The following is a 4850-nucleotide window of genomic DNA, read 5'->3' as shown; positions in this document are numbered from 1 at the left end:
CAGGTGAGTTGCTCAGACAGGCTCGGAGCACCGCAGTTCGCATAGCTGAATCTGTTACACCGAAGCAGGAATACCAAGTTGGAATAGAATATAACATCGCTGATATTCTTCCGATCCTTGAAAGAAATGAATCACCAATTCTCGCGCGCTTTCCCGCGGTAAATTTATCCAAACGTTGACAAAATTCATCACCCGCTTTGCCCCATCGCCGACCGGCGGGCTGCATCTGGGACATGCCTATGCTGCACTGTGCGTCCATGACGCGGCCCGGGCAGCCAGCGGCCGGTTCCTTTTACGGATCGAGGACATTGATGCCTCGCGCTGCAAGCGGGAGTACGAGGCAGCCATCCATGAAGACCTCGCCTGGCTTGGCCTTGAATGGGAAAAGCCCGTGCGCCGCCAGAGCGAGCACCTTGCCGACTATCAGTCAGCCCTCGACCGTCTTATCGAGGCCGGGCTGGTCTATCGCTGTTTTCGTACCCGCAAGGAGGTGATGGCCGAGATAGCCAGCGCCCCGCACCTGGCTGCCGAAGGCCCTGAGGGCCCGGTCTTCACCGGAAAGCCGCTGGCGCCCTCGCGCGAGGCCAAGCTACTGGAAGAGGGCAAGCCCTATGCCTGGCGGTTATCCATGGCGGCGTGCGCAGACTATCTCGGCAGCCGCTTTGCTGCACTGGACTGGTGCGAGGAGAGCCTTGACCCGCCGCATGTTTGCAAACGCGTCGCCGCCCGTCCGGAGGTTTTTGGCGATGTGGTCATTGCAAGGAAAGATGCCGGGACCAGCTATCATCTGGCGGCCGTTCATGATGACGCGCTGCAAGGCATCACCCATGTCATCCGGGGCGCGGACTTGCGCGCTGCAGCCGGATTGCACCGGCTTCTGCAGACACTGCTGGGATACCCCGAGCCGGTCTATCGCCATCATCCCCTACTGACAGGGCCTGATGGAAAGCGATACGCCAAGCGCGACCGGTCGGTAACGCTGGCGCATTTGCGCCAGTCAGGGCTGGAGCCTGCCGATATCTGCAGGCTGATCGCCGAACATCTTGGGTAAGTAACGGGCCGAATGCGCTAGCGGGCTGACAGGCCGGAAATGAGCAGTTCGAGGCGCTGGCGCATGAGGGCGGAGGCGACCGACCGGTCCAGCTCCTCGCCTCGTGCGCGGCGCAAGAGGCCCGTATAGCAATCCTCGATCAGGCGGGCTGTCTCCGCCGCGTCCAGGCCGGAGCGCAGCTCACCTGACTGTATGCCCTTGGCGACAAGACGCTCCACCGCGCCCCAGGCGGAAGACATGACGGCCACCGCCTCCTCATACGCCTCGCCCGTGAGGAGCCAGGTGTGGGCGATGGCAGCGGCAAACAATTCCTCATGGCGAAGCTGGGCTTCGAGAATGACCTGCACCAGCGCGGAAAGCCGGTCGCGCAAATGCCCGGACAGGGCCGATTCCAGCCGGTCGACAGAATCGCGGATCATCTCGAATTCGTCGCGCAGGATCAGAATGAGCAGCGCGCTCTTGGTCGGTGCAACATTGAGCACCGTACCTGCCGATACGCCTGCCGCATCGGCAATGGCCTTGATAGTGGCGCGCTCATACCCGTCATCGAGAAAGACGCGGCGTGCCGCCTCGATAACCTGGCTGTGGGTTTCCAGCTTGCGCGCATCACGGCGGGTCAACCGCTTCCCGGAATCATCACGCATCTTGCCCGCCTGAACTCATCAAAAATCAAAATACATCAACAAATCCAGCTCACCGAACGGGTTCACTGTATGTTGTAAGTTTCTTTAGATGAGCAGCTTTGCCCTGCGACTGCAAGCAAATCGCATCACATGCCATGCGCGCGCAATTGCCTCAGGCCCGAAACCATGCGCCGCGATTGAGAAAACCGGTCCGACGCTCTATCTCAGCCGTCATGATCGGATTTCTTGATATTCTTCTCTATGTGCTGATGGCCGTGGTCTTCGTGATCCTGTGCGTGGGCATCTATTCCCTCGTGCGGGGAGGCGAGTTCGGGCGCTCCTGGTCCAACAGGCTGATGCGCGCACGCGTTCTGTTCCAGTTCCTGGCCGTTCTGGTGATCGTCGCCGGGTTCTGGCTGAAGGGCGCGTTCGGCAGCTAACGGCTGCTAGCGAGGGCCTGCAGGGCTGCATTTACCGGACCGGAGACGGCGCCGATACGGCCATCGTTGACCCCGGCCGCGCTGACTGTGCCGCCTTGCGGATCGACCCGCATGGTCACCAGCCACATCGTGTTCGAACCCGAATGCACAAGCGAGCCATCCTCGCGCACGCCCCAGCCCAGCGCGTAATTGCCATTGGGCGCATGCAGGCGCGCAAAGCTTTCTGCGCTGAGATAGCCCGTTTCCTCACCTGCAGCCCCGCGGCGGTGCAGGTCCAGAAAGTCCAGAAGGTCCGCCATCGCCATGTGCGCCCGCCCCGCGGGGTTCATGGCGGGAGGATTGTCCGCCGCTGCACCTGGTTCCACCGCTGAAAGACCAAACAGACCGGCACGGTGTCCGCGCGGCTGGTCGGCTTCACCGCGATTCCCCGGAGGTCCCCAACCAGCGGTCTCCATGCCCAGCGGATCGAAAACCTCGCGCTGCATCAGGGCTTCATAGCTTTCACCCGTCAGCTGTTCGACCATCAGGGCAGCGACCACATAGCCCGCATTGGAATAGAGGAAGGCGCCGGCTTCCCCGCCCGGCTCAGCCAGCACGGCGCGCGCATACACGATCCTGTCAGCGGCCGCATCGCGGTCTTCATCACTGCCTGCCAGCCGGATGGCGGTCAGAGGGCCGGCATTGGCTGCCATCCCGGAGCGATGCGACAGAAGGGCAATGAAATCCGCGTGCGCAAGATCGGGATGGATTTCGAGATCGAGACTGCCCAGCACCTCGCCCACCGTCATGTCCCAGCGAAGCGTGCCGCGCTCTGCAAGGCGCGCGACGAGTGTCGCCGTCATCGCCTTGGTGTTCGATCCCATGTGCCAGAGGTCACCGGCTTCGATTGGCGCTGCCTCGTTGCGGATACGCACGCCAGCAACACCAAATGTATCCTCACCACCGGCGCGAAGGGCGACAACCGCTCCGGGCGATCCGGAAGCCTCAAGGAGATCCTCGGCAATCCCGCCCGCATCAGGTGTTGCCGTGACAAGGGCCAGTGCGCCCAGAATTGCTGACAGCATGTGAAACAATCTCCCGCCCTTGGCGCCGCGTTGCGAACACCCCACCATAGGCAGGCGCCGCACCGGCTTCAAACGTCACCTGAAGGCATTCATCATGGTCCGTCTGACAAAAATCTATACCCGTACCGGCGACAAGGGCACGACCCGGCTCGGCGATATGAGCGAGGCGGCCAAGCATGATCCGCGCGTGGAAGCCTACGGCACGGTTGATGAGGCCAATGCCTCCATCGGGCTGGCTATTGCCGCCCTTGAAGACGGCGCCCTGAAGGAGACGCTGCTGCGCATCCAGAACGAATTGTTCGATCTGGGCGCCGATCTTTGCGTGCCCGACCGGGGTGAACCGCTCTCCTGGGAGCCCTTGCGCATGACGCCAGCACAGGCCGGTCGCCTGGAGGCCGACATTGACAGCTTCAATGCGAAACTGTCGCCGCTGGAGAGCTTCATCCTGCCCGGCGGAACCGAGGCTGCTGCCCGCCTGCACCTTGCCCGCACGATCGCAAGGCGGGCCGAACGGCGCACTGTAGCCTTGCGTGATCTTGGTGAACCGGTGAGCGAAGCCGTGATCATCTATCTCAACCGCCTGTCCGATTTTCTCTTCGTGGCTGCCCGCATCGCCAATGAGGAAGGGCGCGGCGACGTCTTGTGGACCCCCGGCAAGACTCGCTGACAGCGGCTCTTTCCACACGGGCAACGCGGTATTTCAGACGCCGCACTGGAAATCTGACCGGGTGCATTCCTATGTCTTGCGGTGCGGCAAGCGGCCGCAACCACTGGACCCTACTGGAGACACAGGCCCATGAAGACCGTTTTTGCTGCCGCCTCGCTTGCGGCTTTCCTCACTGCGCCCATGCTTGGCGGCGCTGCCCTTGCCGAGCCGGTTGCCTACGAGTTTGACCGCACCCACACCGCCATCCGCGCCAGCTGGGACCATCTGGGCCTGTCGCGCCAGTCGATCTACTTCACCGACTATGAAGGCGTGCTGCTGCTGGACCTTGAAGAGCCGGAAAATTCCACCGTCGACGTGACGTTCAACCTTGCTGACGGGTTCTGGGTCGGCGCCGATCAGGAGCGCTTCGAAAACCATCTGGAATCGGCTGACCTGTTCAATACCGCCGAGCATCCTACCGCCCGTTTCGTCGCCACCAGCTTCGAGACCGAAGACGGTCAGACCGGCACGATGACCGGTGACCTGACCCTTCTGGGCCAGACCCATCCGGTTTCGCTGAATGTGACGCTGAACTTCTCCGGCCCCCACCCGATGAGCGAACGCCAGACGGCCGGCTTCTCTGCTTCGGGCACGCTGGTGCGCTCAGAGTGGGGTCTTGGCTATGCCGCCCCGTTCGTTTCCGACGAGATCGAACTGTCGATCGAGACCGAGCTGAGCGTCGCTGCCGAATAGCATTTCTGCCCTGCATGACAGCCCCGGATGCGCCCCCTGCGTGTCCGGGGTTTTCCTTTTGTGATGCCCGGTCCGGAACGGCCTGCCTGAAAAATGTCCGGACACATTGGGGGGCTGCGTTGACACGACGCGTGGGCGAAGGCAGTTTCCGCGCCTATTTTGCCCTTGCATCCCTGTGCGGGATGGTGCGCCGCAAGGTGAGCCGCCCCGCCCATCCATTCGCAACCAGAGACAACCGGAGCGACCGATGAAAGTCCTCGTCCCCGTCAAGCG

At 62.4% G+C, this 4850-nt stretch carries 6 protein-coding genes; 4 read left to right on the top strand and 2 right to left on the bottom strand.

All coding sequences use genetic code 11. From position 1 onward, the window contains the following. Nucleotides 1-175: 175 nt before the first annotated feature. The gene (gluQRS, locus tag ACTS2Z_RS14205) at nt 176-1051 is read left to right on the top strand and encodes a tRNA glutamyl-Q(34) synthetase GluQRS (protein ID WP_442573858.1); all 876 of its coding nucleotides are present in this window, start codon (nt 176-178) and stop codon (nt 1049-1051) included. Nucleotides 1052-1068: 17 nt separating this feature from the next. On the opposite strand, the gene ACTS2Z_RS14200 is transcribed toward gluQRS, so the two are convergent. Beyond that, a complete protein-coding gene (locus ACTS2Z_RS14200) occupies nt 1069-1695 on the bottom strand; it encodes a TetR/AcrR family transcriptional regulator (protein ID WP_442573857.1) in 627 nt (208 codons plus the stop codon). Between the two features lie 212 nt (nt 1696-1907). Here ACTS2Z_RS14200 and ACTS2Z_RS14195 point away from each other — a divergent pair, with 212 nt between their 5' ends. After that, nucleotides 1908-2114, top strand: a complete 207-nt coding sequence (locus ACTS2Z_RS14195) for a twin transmembrane helix small protein (protein ID WP_442573856.1) — start codon at nt 1908-1910, stop codon at nt 2112-2114. On the opposite strand, the gene ACTS2Z_RS14190 is transcribed toward ACTS2Z_RS14195, so the two are convergent. Then, nucleotides 2111-3178, bottom strand: a complete 1068-nt coding sequence (locus ACTS2Z_RS14190) for a serine hydrolase domain-containing protein (RefSeq protein ID WP_442573855.1) — start codon at nt 3176-3178, stop codon at nt 2111-2113. The genes ACTS2Z_RS14195 and ACTS2Z_RS14190 overlap by 4 nt on opposite strands. A 94-nt stretch (nt 3179-3272) precedes the next feature. Between ACTS2Z_RS14190 and ACTS2Z_RS14185 the strand changes: the two genes are divergently transcribed. Next, complete coding sequence (locus ACTS2Z_RS14185; protein WP_442573854.1) at nt 3273-3845, top strand: cob(I)yrinic acid a,c-diamide adenosyltransferase; 573 nt, start codon at nt 3273-3275, stop codon at nt 3843-3845. Nucleotides 3846-3974: 129 nt separating this feature from the next. Further along, on the top strand, nt 3975-4577 hold the full coding sequence (locus ACTS2Z_RS14180) for a YceI family protein (RefSeq protein ID WP_442573853.1): 603 nt from the start codon (nt 3975-3977) through the stop codon (nt 4575-4577). Nucleotides 4578-4850 lie beyond the last annotated feature (273 nt).

This window comes from Glycocaulis sp. (assembly GCF_052168375.1).
GTDB lineage: Bacteria > Pseudomonadota > Alphaproteobacteria > Caulobacterales > Maricaulaceae > Glycocaulis.
Note: the sequence above shows the minus strand (reverse complement) of the source record. Positions and strands in the feature narration are given on the sequence as shown.